The sequence below is a fragment of the Amycolatopsis sp. NPDC089917 genome (genome assembly GCF_040684635.1).
Classification (GTDB): domain Bacteria; phylum Actinomycetota; class Actinomycetes; order Mycobacteriales; family Pseudonocardiaceae; genus Amycolatopsis.
Window position 1 is genome coordinate 1 of the sequence record NZ_JBFBGL010000077.1, and the last position, 14,737, is coordinate 14,737.

The 14,737-nt window shown below is 69.9% G+C and carries 13 protein-coding genes; 6 read left to right on the forward strand and 7 right to left on the reverse strand.

Features of this window, described 5'->3' with window-relative positions:
• Positions 1–335: 335 nt before the first annotated feature.
• Positions 336–764: a hypothetical protein gene (locus tag AB0N89_RS35760; RefSeq protein WP_364214336.1), complete on the forward strand. Its 429-nt coding sequence runs from the start codon at positions 336–338 to the stop codon at positions 762–764.
• Here AB0N89_RS35760 and AB0N89_RS35765 read toward each other — a convergent pair.
• Positions 712–1,167, reverse strand: a complete 456-nt coding sequence (locus tag AB0N89_RS35765; protein ID WP_364214430.1) for a hypothetical protein — start codon at positions 1,165–1,167, stop codon at positions 712–714. The genes AB0N89_RS35760 and AB0N89_RS35765 overlap by 53 nt on opposite strands.
• Before the next feature lie 212 nt (positions 1,168–1,379).
• On the opposite strand from AB0N89_RS35765, the gene AB0N89_RS35770 reads away from it, so the two are divergent.
• Positions 1,380–1,805, forward strand: coding sequence for a DoxX family protein (locus AB0N89_RS35770; RefSeq protein WP_364214339.1), 426 nt, complete (start codon positions 1,380–1,382; stop codon positions 1,803–1,805).
• Between the two features lie 64 nt (positions 1,806–1,869).
• On the opposite strand, the gene AB0N89_RS35775 is transcribed toward AB0N89_RS35770, so the two are convergent.
• The 3 genes from AB0N89_RS35775 to AB0N89_RS35785 all read right to left on the reverse strand — a co-directional run bounded on the left by AB0N89_RS35775 (position 1,870) and on the right by AB0N89_RS35785 (position 5,545).
• Positions 1,870–2,577, reverse strand: coding sequence for a TIGR03089 family protein (locus AB0N89_RS35775; RefSeq protein WP_364214342.1), 708 nt, complete (start codon positions 2,575–2,577; stop codon positions 1,870–1,872).
• A 10-nt stretch (positions 2,578–2,587) separates the two neighbouring features.
• Positions 2,588–3,910: an LCP family protein gene (locus AB0N89_RS35780; RefSeq protein WP_364214345.1), complete on the reverse strand. Its 1,323-nt coding sequence runs from the start codon at positions 3,908–3,910 to the stop codon at positions 2,588–2,590.
• 87 nt (positions 3,911–3,997) lie between these two features.
• Positions 3,998–5,545: an LCP family protein gene (locus tag AB0N89_RS35785; RefSeq protein ID WP_364214348.1), complete on the reverse strand. Its 1,548-nt coding sequence runs from the start codon at positions 5,543–5,545 to the stop codon at positions 3,998–4,000.
• Between the two features lie 151 nt (positions 5,546–5,696).
• Between AB0N89_RS35785 and rfbB the strand changes: the two genes are divergently transcribed.
• Both rfbB and rfbD read left to right on the forward strand, forming a co-directional pair.
• Positions 5,697–6,680 (forward strand): dTDP-glucose 4,6-dehydratase, encoded by a 984-nt coding sequence (gene rfbB / locus AB0N89_RS35790; protein ID WP_364214352.1) that lies wholly within the window; start codon positions 5,697–5,699, stop codon positions 6,678–6,680.
• Complete coding sequence (rfbD, locus tag AB0N89_RS35795; RefSeq protein WP_364214433.1) at positions 6,677–7,558, forward strand: dTDP-4-dehydrorhamnose reductase; 882 nt, start codon at positions 6,677–6,679, stop codon at positions 7,556–7,558. The genes rfbB and rfbD overlap by 4 nt, the downstream gene beginning before the upstream one ends.
• Before the next feature lie 12 nt (positions 7,559–7,570).
• Here rfbD and AB0N89_RS35800 read toward each other — a convergent pair whose 3' ends face one another.
• Genes AB0N89_RS35800 through AB0N89_RS35810 form a run of 3 tightly spaced genes read right to left on the reverse strand, consistent with a single transcriptional unit; the run spans position 7,571 to position 12,109 of the window.
• Positions 7,571–8,659: a glycosyltransferase family 1 protein gene (locus AB0N89_RS35800; protein ID WP_364214355.1), complete on the reverse strand. Its 1,089-nt coding sequence runs from the start codon at positions 8,657–8,659 to the stop codon at positions 7,571–7,573.
• Positions 8,652–11,165 carry a glycosyltransferase gene (locus AB0N89_RS35805; protein ID WP_364214358.1) on the reverse strand — a complete coding sequence of 838 codons (2,514 nt, stop codon included), beginning with the start codon at positions 11,163–11,165 and terminating at the stop codon, positions 8,652–8,654. Before AB0N89_RS35805 ends, AB0N89_RS35800 begins: the two co-directional genes overlap by 8 nt.
• 32 nt (positions 11,166–11,197) lie before the next feature.
• Positions 11,198–12,109 carry a glycosyltransferase family 2 protein gene (locus AB0N89_RS35810; protein ID WP_364214361.1) on the reverse strand — a complete coding sequence of 304 codons (912 nt, stop codon included), beginning with the start codon at positions 12,107–12,109 and terminating at the stop codon, positions 11,198–11,200.
• A 19-nt stretch (positions 12,110–12,128) separates the two neighbouring features.
• Between AB0N89_RS35810 and AB0N89_RS35815 the strand changes: the two genes are divergently transcribed.
• Positions 12,129–13,214 carry a glycosyltransferase family 1 protein gene (locus AB0N89_RS35815; protein WP_364214436.1) on the forward strand — a complete coding sequence of 362 codons (1,086 nt, stop codon included), beginning with the start codon at positions 12,129–12,131 and terminating at the stop codon, positions 13,212–13,214.
• Positions 13,215–13,254: 40 nt separating this feature from the next.
• Complete coding sequence (locus AB0N89_RS35820; protein ID WP_364214439.1) at positions 13,255–14,391, forward strand: glycosyltransferase family 1 protein; 1,137 nt, start codon at positions 13,255–13,257, stop codon at positions 14,389–14,391.
• Positions 14,392–14,737: the final 346 nt, after the last annotated feature.

Consider the following 14,737-nt stretch of genomic DNA (forward strand, 5'->3'; position numbering starts at 1 on the left):
CGACACTCAGCCACCGAACACCCCACGAAACCCGAACCAGCTACCATCACCAAGCCGCGTGAAAACCCCGTGTCCGCCATCCGGGGGCAACTCCATGTGATTGGGCGCGAAACACGCCGGTGGCCGGACTCGTCGTGTGTCGTCCGTCTGATCACGCATGTTCGCCGTCTGATCACGTGAGTTCGGTCCTCAATCACGCGTGTTCGCTGTCTGATCACGCGGATGTGGCGGGGCCCGGCGCGAGGGGGTGACCAATCGCGCGTGTGAGGTCAGGCGTCGGTGAGATGCTTCACGGAAGTACGGCGATCATGGGCCGCCGGTGTCACTCTCGAAGGATGTTCTGGTTCGCTCCGGTGTCGTGGACGCCGCACGACGAGGCCGAGCTGATCGCCGGCTGGCGGTTGTGGCTCGAACTCGGGGATCGCACGTGGCCCTCCGCCGCGTGGGACGGGACGGCGGCCGATGTCGTCAAGCCGCTGCGTGAGCTGGTCGCGGCCTGCGACGAGATCGAGACGGGCTACCGCGACGCCGTCGACGAGCCGTCGGACGAGTTCATCCGGATCATCCAGTTCCTCGTGTGGACGGTCAGCACGGTGATCGAGCTGTGGGCCGACGACGAAGTCCCGCTCGACGCGGACCGGATCGCGTTGCTGCACTCCGATCTCGCCGGGTTCGCCGAGCAGGCCGAGCGAGTGCTCGCGCTGCTCGCCGTCAGCGGGGGCTGGACGGGCCTCGCCGCGGAGCATCGCCGGACGGGTCGCTGAGCGACTCCGGCTGTTCGACCCACGCGAACCGCGAGCCCGCGAGGTGGTCGTCCAGCGGACGGTCCAAGGAGAGCAGGGTCACCGGAGTGCCGAAGGGGTCTTCGCCGGGCGTGATCTCGTAGCCGACCTCGATCACGGATTCTTCCGGTTCCTCGGATTCGACGGCGTGCCGCGTGACGCCGTCGTCGATGGACCAGGTGCCGTTGACGGTGCGATGGAATTTCAGCGCCAGCGCGCCCGGGGTGAAAGCCGCCCACGTGTAGCGCGACACCGTGAACTCCGTGCTCCAGCTCGACCAGTAGAGCCAGCCGGAGCCGTCGCCGCGGAACGCCAGCTCGGCGGATTCCACATCGCTCGGGTACAGCATGCGGTCCGACCAGAGGCCGATCAGACGTTCATCCATCACCTGGATATCTTGCCCGCCGGACGCTCGCGACAAACGGCGCCGTACGGGGGAAATAACGCCCGTGACCTTCCACAGAGGACATGTCACCGGCTGGGACGGTTCCTGTCGGGTACCTGTCGATCACGCTCCGGAGGTGCCGCCCGAGGCATCCGGTGTCCTACCGTGATCCCGGTAAGTTGAATATTCACCGACCAGAAAGCTGATACCCGATGTTCGCTCGTTTCAAGGATGTCGCCCTCCTGCTGGGCCGGATCGGTGTCGGTGTGGTCTTCCTCGCACACGGCCTGCAGAAGTGGGAAAACGGGATCGACGGCACCGCGAAGTTCTTCGAGCAGACCGGAATCCCGCTGCCGACGCTCGCGGCGATCTTCGCGATCGCGGTGGAGATCGTCGGATCGATCCTGTTCATCGTCGGTTTCCTGACGCCGCTGGTGGGCCTCGGCTTCGTCGTGGTCTCCGTCGGCGCGCTGCTCTCGGTGCACCTCGAAAACGGACTGACCGGGCAGGGCGGCTACGAACTCGTCCTCGTCCTGGCGGTGGCCGGGCTCGCGATCGGCTTCAACGCCGGCAAACTGTCGCTCGACCACGTGCTCTTCGGGCGCAAGCGTGAGGCGAAGCAGCTTCAGGACGCCTGACCTCGGATGTCAGGAAAGGGTCGTTCCTGACGAATTTCGTCAGGAACGACCCTTTCCTGACACTTCAGGAGGGGAGATCCGCGGTCGTCCGCTCGGCTTCGCGCCGGGAAGCGAGTTTGGCCGGATCCGCGTCGGTGACCTGGACCAGATGCGCACCCGCCGCCAGCGGCGTCAGGAAACCCGACAGGATCCCTTCCTCACCGGACCATTCCACTGTGGACAAGACGCGGTCGTCGGCGGAAAGTCCCAAACCGGAAGCGCGGGAACGGGTCTCGGCGAGCACTTCGTCCACAGTGGACGCGCCGAGTGCCGGAGTGTCGCCGGGAACGGGGAACAACGGGCTGAACTGGTCACCCGAAAGCCTGGCCTCGGTCAGGTAGTCCAGCGCCCCGTCGGGTACGGAACCGGCGGGCAGCCCGAGACCCATCGGGTGCAGCGAGACGACGGCCGTCGCGGCCGCTTCGGAAACGCCGCCGGGCGCGACGAACGCCACCCGCGCGCCCGCGGTCTCCGTCACCACCCTGGCGCCGCACCACCACGCGCCCAGCAGGACGCCGGCGGTCTGCCAATGCGACGGCAGCACCACGGCGACCTCGTCGCCCGGTTCGACGTCGAACTCGTCGACCAGCCAGTTCGCCGTCTTGGCGGCCCAGTTCACCGTGGTCGCCACGGACAGTTCGACCCGGCTGCCCTGCTTGTCGTCGTAGTGCGTGATCAGCGGTTTCGCGGGCGACCCGAGCACGGGCCGCAGCAGCAGTTCGGTGAGGCTCACGTCCCCAACGCTAGTTCACGCAGGGAACGCTCGACGCGGCGAGCAGGGGAGCCGCGCCGGGAGCCCCGCCGCCACCGCCCCGGCCGACCAGGCCGGTGACGAAGTTCCGCACGGCGGCGGGATCGATCTCGACGATGCTCTGGCCGTCGGCGCTGCGGCCGTTGATGTTCACCACCGGGATGGTCGTGAACGTCAGGTCGCCCGACGCGATCCCCTTCGCCTGCTGCGCGAACTCCAGCAGGTCCAGACCTTCGTCGAGGACTATCGACCGGCGCACGACGTCCATCAGGCCCGCCATCGTCGACGGGCTGGTCAGCGTGCCCGCCGAGAGCACCTGGTTCAGCGCCGAGGACAGGAACGTCTGCTGGCGCACGATACGGTCGAGGTCGCCGCGCGGGAGGTTCTTCCGCTGCCGCACGAAGGAAAGCGCCTCGCCGCCGGAGACGGTCTGCTCGCCGCGCCGGAAGTTCGCGCCGGAATCCTTGTCCTCGGTGGAGTGGTTCAGACAGACCTTCACGCCGCCCAGCGCCTCGGTCAGCAGATAGAACCCGAGCAGGTTGACCTCGGCGTAGTGGTCGATGCGGATCTTCGTCAGGTCCTGAACCGTCTGGACCAGCGCCTTGCGGCCTTCCTGATCGGAATCGCGTTCGAGTTTCGCCTGGTCACGCTCGCCTCGGTGCGCGTTGGCGTAGGTGGCCTTCGCGACGCCGTACGCCGAATTGATCTTGTTCGGACCGCGCCCGGGGATGTCGGTCCAGGTGTCGCGCGGGATCGAGACGCCCGAGGGCTTCCCGCCGTTCTTCGGGATGCGCAGGATGATGATGGTGTCGGTGTTGACGCCCGGCTTCTCCTCGGTGCGCAGCTCCTTGAGCACCTTGAGCGGCAGCGGATTGCCCTGCGCGTCGGTCCGCGCGTCGCTGCCGACCAGCAGGATGTCGTTCGCGCCGTCGTCGGCGGGCGGCGCGGCGGGATCGTCGGCCTTGCTCAGGGCGTTCGTCGTGGGGACGTTGTCCTGCAACTGGTCCTTGGTGACGTACGCGTAGCCCGTCGTGCCGAGGGCGAGCAAGGACACGAGGCCGAGCGCGATCCGGCGGGTGTACCGGCCGAAGCGACGTGGCCGGCGCGCGGGCACGTCGAGCACGCCCGAGACGGGTTCGTCTTCGTCCTCCGGGGGAGCGGACGGCTGGGGGAGCGGATTCCGCGGGTACGGCGTCGGGACGAACCGCGGCTTTTCGTCACTCTCGGTGTCCGGAGTGGCGTCCTCTTCCGGCTTCGGGTCTTCGGCGTCCAACTGTTCGGATTGTTCGCTGACGCCTTTGTCCTCGCTGTCCATCCTGTTCACCTCCCTCGCGCTGCCTGTCAGTCAGATCGTAGGAGAAGGCTAGGCCACGGTGAGGTCGGCCACGCTGAGTACCCGGAATTAATTGACGCAGGGCACATTGCCCGCGACGATCGGCTTCGTGGTGGGGGCCGCCGGAGCGCTGGAGGGCGGCTGGGCCGGCTTCGAGGCGGGCGGCGGTTTCTGCGAGGTCGTGGTGGCCACGCCGCCCTGTTCCGCGGAAACGCCCTTGAAGTCCTTGCCGAGCAGGACCCGCACCTTGCCGGGGGCGACGTCGCGATCCGCCTCGGCCTGCACCGCGGTGCCGAAGACCTGTTTGATCAGGGCCAGCGCGGCCTCGTCGCCCGGCGCGTGCCGGATGACCGTCGAGTTGCGGGTGCTCAGCTTGGTCTCCGCCGCGAGTTTGAAACCCTTGCCCTGCAAGAGGTTCCGGGTCTCGGTGGCCATCGTGGGGGAGCCGGACCCGTCGAAGAGTTCGACGGTCACCGCTTCCGCGCCCGGCAGCGTGGCCGGGGTCGAGGTCGGCGCCGTCTCCCCGTCGGCGGTCAGGCGGGCGACCTCGGCCTGCACCTGCGCCGGGTCCACCCGGAGCACGGCGGCGCCGCCGATGGTCGCGTCACCCTGGGTCGGAATCGTGTGGAACTCGACGTTGCCGCTGGTCAGCCCGCGCATCTGCGCGGCGAACTCGGGCAGGTCCCAGCCTGCCGACAGCACGACCGACTTCTTCACCGCGCTGATCAGGTCCGAGATCTTCGCCGGGTTGATCAGGACGTCCGAGGAGAGGACCTTGTTCGCGAGCCCGGACAGGAAGGCCTGCTGCCGCGCGATCCGGTCGAGGTCGCCGTTCTGCAGGTCGTACCGCTGCCGGACGAACGCGAGCGCCTGGACTCCTTCGACGGTCGACTTACCGGCGGGCAGGTCGACGCCGGACTTCTTCTCCTTGACCGCGTTGTTGAGGCAGACCTCGACGCCGCCGATCGCCTTGGTGATCTCGTAGAAGCTCGACAGGTTCACCTCGGCGTACCGGTCGATCATCTTCGGCTTGCCGATGAACTTCTCCAGCGTCGCGATCAGGTTCTTGCGGCCGGCGTCCTTGGCCTTGGCGTCGACGTCCTTGAGATCGGAGTTGCCTTGCTGCTGGAGTGTCTTCGACGTGTCGTTGTAGGCGTACACGTACGCGCTGTTGAGCTTGTGCTTGCCGAAACCGCCGGTGATCTCGACCCAGGAGTCGCGGGGGAAGGAGATCGCGATCGCCTTCTTACCGTTCTGGGGGATGTGCACCAGGATCATCGTGTCGGTCTGGCGCTCGCCGTCCGAGACACCCGCGTGCAGCATGTCGAGGACCTCGCGCGGCAGCGGGTTGCCCTGCGCGTCGGTGCGGCTGTCCTGGCCGACGAGCAGGATGTCGATCGCGCCGTCCAGCGGTTTCGCCGGCGGATGGCCGTTGTCCTCGAAGATGTTCGTGGTCGCGAAGCCCTGCGACGGGTCACCGATGAACTGCCAGCCCCACCAGGTCAGCGTCAGGATCGTGAGGGAGACCAGGCTGAACACGACCTTCACCCCGCGACGGGCGAACATCGCGACGCCGCCACGGCGCGCCGGAATGGGTGGCCCGGGCCACTCGGTCACGTGCGGTCCTCCACGAATCTCCCCAGGGCACACGCGTGCCACTCCGGCAACTCTACTGACCCTCGTGTTAGACGTCCGTAGGCTGGTGAAAGGTTGCCCCGGTCGTGACACACTCGGCTGGTCCGGGAAGTCGTAAAGGGAGGGTCGCGGGATGCGGGTTCTGGTCACCGGGGGTGCCGGGTTCATCGGTTCGCATTACGTCCGGCAGGTGCTGACGGGGGCGTATCCGAGCCTGGCCGACGCCGAACTGATCGTGCTCGACAAGCTGACCTACGCGGGCAACGAAGCGAATCTGGAACCGGTGCGCAAGAGCCCGCGCTACCGGTTCGAAAAGGGCGACATCTGTGACGCGGGCCTGGTCAGCGAGCTGATGCGGGGCGTCGATCTCGTCGTCCACTTCGCCGCCGAGTCCCATGTGGACCGTTCGATCGCCGGCGCCGCCGACTTCGTGCTGACCAACGTGCTCGGCACGCAGACCCTGCTGCAGGCCGCGCTCGAGGCCGAGGTCGGGAAGTTCGTCCACGTGTCGACCGACGAGGTCTACGGCTCGATCGACGAAGGATCCTGGTCCGAAGACCACGCCTTGGAGCCGAATTCGCCGTATTCGGCGTCGAAGGCCTCGTCGGATCTGTTGGCCCGTTCCTTCTTCCGCACCCACGGACTCCCCGTCTGTGTCACGAGGTGCTCGAACAACTACGGTCCGTACCAGTTCCCGGAGAAGGTCATCCCGCTCTTCGTCACCAACCTGCTCGACGGCAAGAAGGTCCCGCTGTACGGCGACGGACTGAACGTGCGTGACTGGCTGCACGTGGACGACCACTGCCACGGCATCCAGCTCGTCGCAGACGGCGGCAGGCCGGGCGAGGTCTACAACATCGGCGGTGGCACGGAACTGACCAACCGCGAGCTGACCGGGCGGCTGCTGACCGCAGTCGACTCCGATTGGGAGAGCGTCGAGCCGGTCGAGGACCGCAAGGGCCACGACCGCCGGTATTCGGTGGACATCGCCAAGATCTCGGCCGAACTCGGTTACGCGCCGCGTATGTCCTTTGAGGACGGTCTCGCCGACACGGTCGCCTGGTATCGCGAGAACCGGTCGTGGTGGGAGCCGCTGAAGAACCGCGCGGGGGCCTGAACGTGCCGATCATTCTCGTACCGGGCGGATCCGGCCAGCTGGGACAGGACATCGCCGCCCTGGCGCCGGACTCCGCGATGACGCCGTCGTCGTCGGAGCTGGACGTGCGCGACACCGGCCGGGTCGTCGCCGCGGTGACCGAACTGGCGGACCGGGCGCGGGCGGCGGGGACGTCGCCGGTGGTGATCAACGCGGCGGCCCACACCGCGGTGGACGCGGCGGAAACCGACGAGGAGCGGGCGTTCGCGGTGAACGCCGACGGTCCCCGGGTGCTCGCCGCGGCCTGTTCGTCGCGCGGGGTGCCGCTCATCCACGTGTCCACGGACTACGTCTTCGCCGGCGACGCGACTTCGCCGTACGAGGTCACGGATCTGCTGGGACCGCTCAACGCGTACGGCCGGACGAAGGCGGCCGGTGAGGACGCGGTCCTCGGGTCGGGGGCGCGGTCCTGGATCGTGCGGACGTCCTGGGTGTACGGCAAGACCGGGTCGAACTTCGTGAAGACCATGGCGCGGCTGGAAAAGGAACGCGACGAACTGTCCGTAGTGGACGATCAGACCGGTTCGCCGACCTGGTCCCGGGATCTCGCCGCCGGGCTGCTGGAGCTGGCCGGTCGCGTCGCCGCCGGTGACGGGCCGTCGCGACGAGTGCTGCATTGCACGGGCGGCGGATCGACGACGTGGCACGGGTTCGCGCAGGCGATCTTCGCGGAACTCGGCGCCGATCCGGCGCGGGTGAAGCCTTGTACGACGGCGGAGTTCCCGCGTCCGGCGAAGCGCCCGGCGTACGGCGTGCTGTCGAACGCTTCGTGGCGCGAAGCCGGTCTCACACCACTTCGGGACTGGCCCGACGCCCTCAAGGCCTACTTCGCTTCCTGATCTCCGCAGGGGTCAGTGTTTGGTGCTGGCCTGGCGATAGGCGGCGACGGTGAGTTCGGCGCACGCGCGCCAGGTGAAGTTCGCGACGTGGGCGCGGCGCGCGGCCGAAGTGGCGACGGCGTGCGGGTCGCTGACGGCCATCCGCAGCGCCTCCACGAGCCCGTCGACGTCCTCGTAGGGCACCAGGCTCGCGCAGTTCCCCGCGACCTCGCGCAGCGCCGGGATGTCCGTGCACACCACGGGCACGTCCGACGCCAGCGCTTCCAGCACCGGGAGCCCGAAGCCTTCGTCGCGCGACGGCAGCACCAGCGCGCTGGCCCCGGCGACGACCCGCCGGAGATTGACGTCGGACAGGTAGCCGACGTGCCGCGAACGCGGGCCCACCGCGAACGATCCGGGACCGACGAACACCAGCTCCGGCAGATCCGGCGCGGCCTCGTGGGCCCGCTGGAGCCATGCCAGGCCCTTGCGGGGGCCGGCGGCACCGGCGAAGAGCAGGTACTTGTCCGGAAGCCCGAGTTCCTCGCGGCGTTCCTGGTCCGGCGGTCGCGCGGTGAACCACGCCGGGTTCACCCCGAGCGGGGTGACGATGATCTTGCCGCGGTCCACGTCGAGCCGTTCGGCGACCTGGTCGGCGACGGCGTTGGTGGGGGTGCAGATCGCGTCGGCGAGCCGGGCGCCGCGCCGGACCAGCCGCGGCAGCTCGTGATCGCTCGGCGCGAGCTCCTCGGGAGCGTCCAAAAAGGCCAGATCGTGGATCGTCACCACACCGGCCGCGCGGAACCGCCCTGGCAGCACGAAGTTGGTGCCGTGCACGACGTCTGTCGGCCCGGCGAACAGTTCCACCGGCGGCAACTGGGACCGCAGCCACGCCTTGCGCAGCAACCGCGCCGCGACGGGCATCCCGCGCGCCCGGACGCCGTGCGGGAGCACGTGCCGCAGCCGTCGCCAGCCGCGCAGCGTGAACGCCACCGCACGAGTGTCCACTTCGGACATCGAGGCGAGCTCTTCGGACAGCGCGACGGTGTACCGCCCGATACCGGTCCTGGCACCGAGCAACGGGGTCCCGTCGAGGAGGACGCGCAACGGACGTTCAGCCACGGCCGAGCCTCTGCCTGGCGACCTTGACCACTCGGCCACCGACGCGCCGCACGAGTTCCTTCGGGCCGCCGTCGGCGAGGTACTCGCGGATCAGGTCGACGTCGCGGCGCAGCATCTCCTTGCCCCGCACCGGCGCGGTGACCACGAGGTCGTCCGAACCGGGCAGCCGGTCCGCGGCGGGCCGCGGGTTCCGGCAGAACTCCACCAGCGGTTTCAGCGCCTCCGGCCAGGCGTAACGCCGGGCGACGGCGGCCATCCGCTCGACACAGCCCGCGGCGAACTCCTCGTCGTACAGCGCCTTTTCCAGCGCGGCTGCCAGCGCGTCCACGTCCTCGGCCGGGACGACGACGCCCAGGCGTTCCTCGCGGACCAGGTCGGCGAACGAGTCGCCGTCGGTGGTGACGATCGGCAGCCCGGCCCACAGGTAGTCCAGCACCCGGGTGCGGAACGCGAACGTCGTCTCGACGTGCTCGTAATGCGTGGTGACGCCGCAGTTCGCGTCCAGCAGCCAGTTCTGGCGCTCCTCGTAGGGCACCCAGTGCTGGTTGAAGAACACGTGCTTGCCGGTGAGGCCGAGCGTGTCCGACAGCAGCATCGTGCGCGCCCCGATGTCCATCTCGGTGACCTCGGGGTTCGGATGCTTCATCCCGAGGAACACCAATCGGACGTCACCGCGGCGTTGGCGCAGCTGCTCGATCGCGCGGACCAGGGTGAGCGGGTCGAACCAGCTGTAGACCCCGCCCGCCCAGAGCACGACGTGATCGGTCTCGCCGATTCCGTCCAAAGTGGACCGGAGGCCGGGGCCGGTGCGGACCGGCGCGCTGGGGGAAAGCCCGAACGGGACGATCGAGAGCAATGACTGGGTGGTCGGGTCGGCGTCGTACAGCCGCGGCGAGAGCCTGCCCATCGCGGCGAGGTGGCCCAGCCAGAAGTGACGCTGCCGCTCCGACGCGCACAGGAAGAAGTCCCCGCGTTCCAGCTGCGCGTCGAGGACCTTGGTGACGCCGATGAGGTCGAGCGCGCGCTTGTCGTCGGGAACGCCCTTGCCCTGTTCGAGCAGCTCCAGGTGCATCGGGTCGTAGAGGTCCGCGACCACGATCTTGTGCGCGTACTGCTTCTTGAGCGAGGGCGCGAGCTCCAGCACATGACCCTGCAGGACGATGATGTCGGCCCACGCGATCGGGGTCTCCAGATCGCGCCGGGTCGCCGCGCTGACCCGGAACGGCGCGGGCGGCGGCTCGGCGAGCGGGTTGACCGTCACCAGGTGGACGTCGTGCTCGGTGGCCAGCGTCGCGGACATGTTCCACGCGCGGATCGCCGGGCCCGCCATCCGTTCGGTGATCGCGTCGCCGGTGATCACCAGGACCTTGCGGCGCTGCCCGAAGAGCGCGTCGATGCCGAACGTCTCGACCAGGATGTCGTGCGCGGCGAGATAGCGCGGCAGTGGATACGCGGGCTCCAAAGCCTTGCGCAGCAAAGGAAGCAGATCGGCGTCGGTGCGGACACGAGCGGCCTGCTCGGCGGCGCGCGACTCGGCGAGCGACGGCAGCAGCTCGACGAACTGGTCGATCGCCAGTACGCCTGCCAGTGTGGTCCTCGGTACCTCGACCGGACCGGTCTCGGCCGGGCCGACTCCTTGGGCGAGGTCGAGCTGGGTGGCGTCGAGGTCGCCGCGCGCGGTCGCCCGGCGGACGGCCAGCGCCAGGGCGGCGGGCAGCGCGCGCGAGAGCGTCTCGTCGGAGAGGTTCTTGTACAGCGCGGCCAAAGCGTTGCGCTCCAGCAGGAACGTCTCGCGACCGGAGTCCGGGGCGTCCACTGTGGACATCGTGGCATGGTGCTTGTGGTAGGTCAGCGACTCCGGCACGTACCGTACGCGCCAGCCGCGCAGGTTGAGCCGCCAGCCGAGGTCGACGTCCTCGTAGAACATGAAGAACCGTTCGTCGAAGCCGCCGAGTTCGGCGAACACCCCGGCGCGGACGAACATCGCCGAACCGGTCGCGAACAGGACGTCCTTGGCGATCTCGTGTTCGGCGGCGGGGACGTCGGCCAGCGGGCTGCCCGCGTGGCGTTTGTAGCCCATGCCGAACCAGGTCAGGCCCGCGTCGACGAAGTCGGTGCCGGTGCCTTCCCAGTCGAGGACCTTACTGGCCACGGCGGCGACCGTCGGCTGCGCGCGCAGTTCGGCGACGGCCGTGCCCACCCAGCCGGGCGCGGGGCGGGCGTCGTTGTTGAGGAAGGCGAGGACGGTGCCAGTGGCGTGCCGGGCGCCGAGGTTGCAGCCGCCCGCGAAGCCGGAGTTCACCGGGGACTCGACGAGCTTGACGCCCGGGACGGCGGCCCTGATCTCGGCCACGTCCTCACCGCCGGAAGCGTTGTCGACGCAGATGACCTCGAGGTTCGGGTAATCGTGTTCAGCGAGGGCGCGCAGGCAGGTGACGGTGTCGGCCGCTCCCCGGTAATTCACCACGATCACCGAGACGACCGGTTGCGTTTCCCCCTGCGCCAAAGCCGTACTCCCTGCACTCGATTGGCCCAAGCTTAAAGCCCGGCCCACGCCTCCCAGACCGCGCCTCGGTCGAGCGCCGCCCGCCGCCCGATGGCCCGCCGCTCGACCAGCGTCCGCGGCAGGCGGGCGGCGACGGCGCCCAGGACCCGGCATCTCAGGCTCAGACGGAAGTTCGGCGCCTGCGGTTTCCCTCGTAGAGGGAGTACCGCCGTGAGGGCGGCGAACTTCACCAGCTGGCGGATCGCCACCTGTCCCGGCGCGCACCGCAGGAGGGTCAGCAGGCGGTTGCGTTCGTTCCAGAGGTGGAACTGGACCGAGCCCGGCCGCGTGCTCGCGCCATGCTGATGGGTGACGTCGGCTTCGGCGCCGACGACGTCCCAGCCCGCCAGCCGCAGCCGCCACGCGGTGTCGGTGTCCTCGTAGTAGCAGAAGAAGGAAGCCGGGACGCCGCCGACGGAGCGGAGCGCCTCGACGTTCAGCACGGCCGCGCCCCCGCAGAAGCCGAAGACCTCGGCGGCGTGTTCGGTCAGATCGGCGCCGTGGCCGTCGGCCGTCAGGCGGACGCCGAGGGACTGGACGGTCCCGTCGGTCAGCGTCAGCCGGGCGCTCACGGCACCGGCGAGCGGAGCCTTTTCGAGAGTGTCTTCGCAGGTCGCCAGCCAGTCCGCGGCCGGCGCGGCGTCGTCGTTCAGCCACGCCATCAGCGGGGTGTCCACCTTGTCCAATGCGGCGGCCATGGCGCCGGCGTACCCGGTGTTGCGCCGCAGCCGCAGCACCTCGGGGTTCGACGGATGGGCGGCGAGGAGCGCGGCCGTCCCGTCGTCGGACGCGTTGTCGACGACCAGCGCGCGATGCGGCCGGGACTGCGCGGCGAGGGCGTCGAGGCAGGCGGTGACGTGCGCGGCGCCGCGCCAGGTGACCACGACGACGGTGGTGCTGGTCATGCCAGAGAGAATAGAGACCATGCCCGAACTGGTCGTGCTCGCCGAGCAGCTGCTGGCGCCGGTCCCCGGCGGGACCGGCCGCTACACCGGCGAGCTGCTGCGGGCGCTCGCCGAGACCGCGCCCACGGGCTGGACGGTGTCGAGTGTGGTCGCGCGGCACGCCGACGTCGAGGCGGCGTTCGTCGAAGGTGTCAAAGGCCCGCGAGTGCTGCCGATCCCGCCGCGGGCGCTGATCGCGGCCTGGCAGCTGGGGCTGCCTTGGTGGCCGGGTGGCGACGCGGTCCACGCGCCGACGCCGCTCGCGCCCGCCCGGGTGCCGAAGGGGCGGACGCTGTCGGTCGCGGTGCACGACACCGTGCCGTGGACGCATCCCGGGACGCTGACCCCGCGCGGCGTCGCGTGGCACAAGGCGGTGATCACGCGGGCCGCGTCCCGGGCGACCGCGCTGACCGTGCCCACGCAAGCGATTGCGGACGAGCTCGCCGCGCTGGTGCCGGTGTCCGTGCCGGTGCGCGTGATCCCGCATGGAGTCCGGCCGCATACCGAGTTCGCCGAGGTCGCGCTGCCGGAGCGGTACGTGCTCGCGATCGGGACGATCGAACCGCGCAAGGGCGTCGACGTGCTGATCGAGGCCGCCGGCCGGATCAGGGTGCCGCTGGTGCTGGCCGGGCAGCCGGGCTGGGGCGGGATCGACCCGGTGGCGCTGGCGCGCGAGCACGGCGCCGACGTCCGGGTGCTGGGGAAGGTGAGCGACGCGGAGCTGGCGTCCGTGCTGCGGGGCGCGTCGGTGCTGGCGATGCCGAGCCGGGCGGAGGGGTTCGGGCTGCCGCTGATCGAGGCGATGGCGGCCGGGGTGCCGGTGGTGCATTCGGACGTCCCCGCGCTGGTCGAGGTCGCCGGGGGAGCGGGCGTCACCGTCCCGGTGGGGGAGGCGCAAGCGCTTGCGGACGCGCTGCTCGGCGTATTAGGCCATCCGGAGCAGGCGGCGGCGCTGCGTGACACCGGTCTCAGCCGTTCGAGTGAGTTCACCTGGCAGCGTGCCGCTTCGGCCGTTTGGGGCCTCCACCTGCGCGATCAGTTTGTCGGTTCCACACCGCGAAGGTGACGCGCAGTCGTACTCTCCTAGGGTGACCGATGACCCTCGCGTGCTGATCGACGCGACCGCCGTCCCCGCGGACAGGGGTGGCGTCGGTCGTTACGCGGATTCGCTGGTCGCGGCGCTGGACGCGGACGGCGCGCGGATCACCGTCGTCTGTCAGCCGCGGGACGCCGTGCTGTACGACCGGCTGGCGCCCGGGGCGCGGATCGTGCCCACCTCGCCCTCGACGTCGACGAGGACGGCCAGGCTGACCTGGGAGCAGGCGACCCTGCCCCGGCTGGTCCGACGGCTCGCCGCCGACGTCGTCCATTCACCGCACTACACGATGCCGCTGGCGAGCCCGGCCGCTTCGGTCGTGACGCTGCACGACGCGACCTTCTTCACCGACGCGGTGCTGCACTCTTCGGTGAAAGCGCGCTTCTTCCGCGCCTGGACCGCGACGGCGCTTCGCCGCGCGACGCTCTGTGTCGTGCCGAGTATCGCGACGGCGGCCGAGCTGGAGCGCGTCGGCCAGGTGCGGACGGCTGAGCTGGAGATCATCCACCACGGCGTCGAACCGGACCGGTTCCATCCGCCGACGTCGGCCGAGATCGAGGCCGCGCGCGACGCCGTCGGGCTCGGGAAGACGCCGTACGTCGCGTTTCTCGGCGCGCTGGAACCGCGCAAGAACGTGCCCGCGCTGATCCGCGGCTTCGCCCGCGCCGTGACCGATAGGCCGAACCCGCCCGCGCTGGTGCTGGCAGGCCAGCCGGGCTGGGACTCGCAGGTCGAACGCGCGCTGGACGCCGTGCCGCACCGGCTGCGGGTGATCCGGGCGGGCTACCTGCCCTTCGACACGCTCGCCGGTTTCCTCGGCGGGTCCGAACTGGTCGCCTATCCGAGCCTCGGCGAGGGTTTCGGGCTGCCGGTGCTGGAGGCGATGGCGTGCGGCGCCGCCGTGCTCACGACGCGGCGGCTTTCGCTGCCGGAGGTCGGCGGGGACGCGGTCGCCTACTGCGGTGTCGGGGCCGGCGACGTCGCGGCGGCCATTTCGGAACTGCTCGACGCTCCCGCGCGACGGGCCGAGCTGGCCGAAGCCGCGCAGCTGCGGGCGAAGGAGTTCTCGTGGGCGACGACGGCGGAGCGGCACCGGGAGGCCTACGCGAAGGCTTGGTACCGGCATGCGCAGCGGCGAGCGGGCTGACTCTCCGGCTTCGTGAGTGGCTAGGACGGTTAGAGCGCACCAGCATTGACCTACCTACGCCTGACCTGCGCGCGGGGGCGTGTCCTGAAGGCCACCTTTGAGACGCCCAACGTCCTGAAGGGTCCCTTGAGACATGCCCGGCCTCGACCCGCGGCCGCTGAAATGGCGGTACTCTTCGAGCGCGAGGTCCCGGTGGGGCCGAGTATGGGAGCCCGCGACGCGTCCGGACGGTCGTCTCGCGGGCTTTTCGCTTTCCGGCACCCGGCGAGGCCACCGGGGGAGCAAGGGACCTTTGCTATCGCCGCTGCCCGGGGTGGGCGCCCGGAGTCGCGTTCGGTGACGGGTG

Coding starts and splice junctions, on each gene's coding strand:
- AB0N89_RS35760 (WP_364214336.1), top strand. CDS start 336: ATGTTCTGGTTCGCTCCGGTGTCGTGGACGCCGCACGACGAGGCCGAG.
- AB0N89_RS35765 (WP_364214430.1), bottom strand. CDS start 1,167: ATGGATGAACGTCTGATCGGCCTCTGGTCGGACCGCATGCTGTACCCG.
- AB0N89_RS35770 (WP_364214339.1), top strand. CDS start 1,380: ATGTTCGCTCGTTTCAAGGATGTCGCCCTCCTGCTGGGCCGGATCGGT.
- AB0N89_RS35780 (WP_364214345.1), bottom strand. CDS start 3,910: ATGGACAGCGAGGACAAAGGCGTCAGCGAACAATCCGAACAGTTGGAC.
- rfbB (WP_364214352.1), top strand. CDS start 5,697: ATGCGGGTTCTGGTCACCGGGGGTGCCGGGTTCATCGGTTCGCATTAC.
- AB0N89_RS35810 (WP_364214361.1), bottom strand. CDS start 12,109: ATGACCAGCACCACCGTCGTCGTGGTCACCTGGCGCGGCGCCGCGCAC.
- AB0N89_RS35815 (WP_364214436.1), top strand. CDS start 12,129: ATGCCCGAACTGGTCGTGCTCGCCGAGCAGCTGCTGGCGCCGGTCCCC.